At 57.3% G+C, this 2,726-nt stretch carries 1 protein-coding gene and 1 pseudogene; both read right to left on the bottom strand.

The window, feature by feature from the left end:
• Positions 1–391 (bottom strand): annotated as a pseudogene (locus JX325_RS14800) (hypothetical protein); the annotation flags it as partial.
• Positions 392–832: 441 nt separating this feature from the next.
• Positions 833–1,246 carry a recombinase family protein gene (locus JX325_RS14795; RefSeq protein ID WP_204791841.1) on the bottom strand — a complete coding sequence of 138 codons (414 nt, stop codon included), beginning with the start codon at positions 1,244–1,246 and terminating at the stop codon, positions 833–835.
• Positions 1,247–2,726 lie beyond the last annotated feature (1,480 nt).

The raw sequence follows: 2,726 nt of genomic DNA, 5'->3' as shown, positions 1-2,726 counted from the left end.
GCTTGGGGCGGGGGACGGGCTTGTCCCGGTCAGGGGAATCAGGGCTCCCTTCGGAGCCCAGCGAAGCGGGTCCGATGGGAAGCGGAGGAGCAAGGGAGCGGGTGGAGTTTTCGCCGTCAGGCGGGAACGGAGCAGAGCGGACTTTGCGACGACGCCGGCCATGGTAGGCCAGAAGGTAATCAACCGCTTCCGGGAAGCGCATGCCACAGAACTCCTGGAGGAAGATGATGGCGTCCCCGCCCTGTCCGGTGGAGTAGCGCTTCCATCTGGTGGGGTCCCGGATGCGGATGCTGTCCATCTCCGCCGTGGTGTAGTAGCTGCCAATCCGCTTTAAGGTGTAGCCCAGCGAGGGCAGCAGGACCAGCAGGTCCGTGTGCTTGGCGAGGTCCATTTCCGCGTCCGTGAAACGAAAGGCTGTGTTTTGGTTCGTGATTTTCACCTCCAATCTGGCTGAAAGCAAAAACAGCCGGGCAGGGCACTCCGTTTTGGAATACCCTGCCCGGCTGCTTCTCCTGGGGCCGTAGTGTTTGCGCTGTCAAGANTGAACTTTCACGAAATCCCTTCGGCTTTTTCTACGTTTTCAGCATTGCGTTTCCTGCTTCTTCCAGCTACAATATCTAGCGGTGTTGTAAAAAATAATAGGAGGATTTTGTGCAATGGGGCTGGATTATGATCCGCTGTGGGACGAACAGGGGCAATTGCGGCGTGGCTGCACGGTGCGGGAAGCCCTTGCCTGGCTGACGAAGTTTGGCAGCCACAGCGCCGGGGAGAATGTCTGTATCAACGGGATCAGCTACAAAAAGTTCTCGTTTTTTGCCTGCATCTTTTTCCCCTACACAAGGTNTTTGAACGGGGTAAACTCGTTCTCGCCCTCGTCGCTGTCCACTCCGTCGGAGACGGCCACCAGCCGGACATCGTGGGCCGGGAAAAATTCTTCTGTCAGACGGCCAACCTCGATATAATTCCGGCCCAGCCTGGAAAGGTCCTTTACGAACACCGCCGAAATGTATCCGTTCTCTATGGCCTGGATCATCTTCTGGAAGCCGGGCCGCTTCATGGTCGTGCCCGTGATCCCGTCGTCCACGAAAAACAAGGTGTCCGTATAGCCTTTTTCCTTTGCGGCCTTTTGGAGAATTTTCTTTTGATTGCTGATACTGTTTGACTCGGTGTCCATGTTATCGTCACGGCTCAAACGGCAGTACAGGGCGGCCGTTCCTAACTCGTTTTTCTTGCTTGACAGCTTCATAATTTCCTCCTTTCCAGCCGCCAAACAAGAGGTTTTATCCTACCTATATTATACCTCATTTGGCCGCCCATGTTAAGGATGTCTCGGAAATTGTCAGGCTGGGTTCAGTTCGGCCAGCATCAGCTTTAAGAGAATATCCCCCATCGTCTCGCCCTCCTCCTTGTAAACGGGCGTAACGATAAACTTGATTTTGTCCACCTGATAGGTGTACTCCTCGTTCGTGGCAGTATTAGCCANAGCTCCCTCCTCTCCAGAATGATGTTGATTGCCTCTCGTTTCCGCTGTCCTGTGGGGAAACGCAGAAAGGCAGCACCCGGAAGTGCTGCCTTTCAACCTTGCTCCACGTCTGGACACGGTGTCCAGAGGCCAGCAGGTTTTCCATTTCGATCCACGAACAGGGCCGCCGCGCCGGGGAAAGTTTGGGCTGTCGCAAGACAGACAGGCCCCAGGCGGGCGGCCCCCTATGGTTTGTTGTACGCTGTATTTGCCACGCACCCCCAGCGCGGGGAGTATTCCAGGCCGCCGTTGGCTCCGGCTGTCATAGCTCCACAGCACCGCCGCCCCCGTGGANAAGGCTGGCGTGTGCCGCAGGGCTCCCCCGCAAGTCCGTGGGAGGGCGTGAGCAAGTTTCATTATCCCCCGCGCTGTCGTCGCGCCCAGCCTGCCAAAGCCGGGTCAAAGGTTCGCGTTAATCGCTCGGTCCGCTCCACTTTCACCTCCTTGGAGCTCCCATCCTGGCGGCGCGCCTTTTGNCGCTNNTCACACGGNTTTTGTGCCTGNAATACTGTGTATTCAGTTGTCGGTGGGAGGCTTGTCCCTCCTCACCTATCAGTCGGATTTTTGGCGGTCTGTTGCGTCTATCAACGGAAGAATTTCAAAATTTCCTGCAAATTTTTTAGGCCGAAGTCAATAGAGCGGGTGATCTGGCTCTTATTCACTCCCTCGGCCTTGGCAATCGCTGTCACGCTCCGCCCCAGGATGAAACGGGCATAGACGCGCCGGGCCTGGACGGGCGGGAGACGGTCAAGGGCGGCATAGAGGGTGGCGCGGTCCTCGGCCTGCTCCATGATCTCCTCCGGGGTCAGCGGGGGATAGGTCACGTCGGCCTCAAAACCGGGAGTGCCGTCCAGGGAGCACTCGCCGCGCTCCCGCTTACGGCATTTGTAGCTGTCACACTGGCGGCCCCCAATGGAGAGGGTCACGGCGATCTCCTCCGACACTTCCAGGGTGATACACTCGGTCAGGTGGGGGTAGTAGTTATTCAATTTGATGNTCGTCATAAGTAACCTCCATTTCGATACGGGGCGGAAAGGGACAGATCGAAATGGAGGGGCGGGGAGCGGCAGCGGGCCTCTGGACACCGTGTCCAGAAGCACCGCCTGGATAGAAAAACGCCCGCATAGCGCAAGGCTACACGGACGTGTCGGGGCGACTGAATATTACATTTTTCGCAGGTACGGTCAGGGCTCCCCTTTAGAGA

Origin of the sequence: Oscillibacter sp. CU971 (assembly GCF_905219725.1) — a bacterium.
Classification (GTDB): domain Bacteria; phylum Bacillota; class Clostridia; order Oscillospirales; family Oscillospiraceae; genus Oscillibacter.
This window is presented reverse-complemented; position numbering and strand designations above follow the sequence as displayed.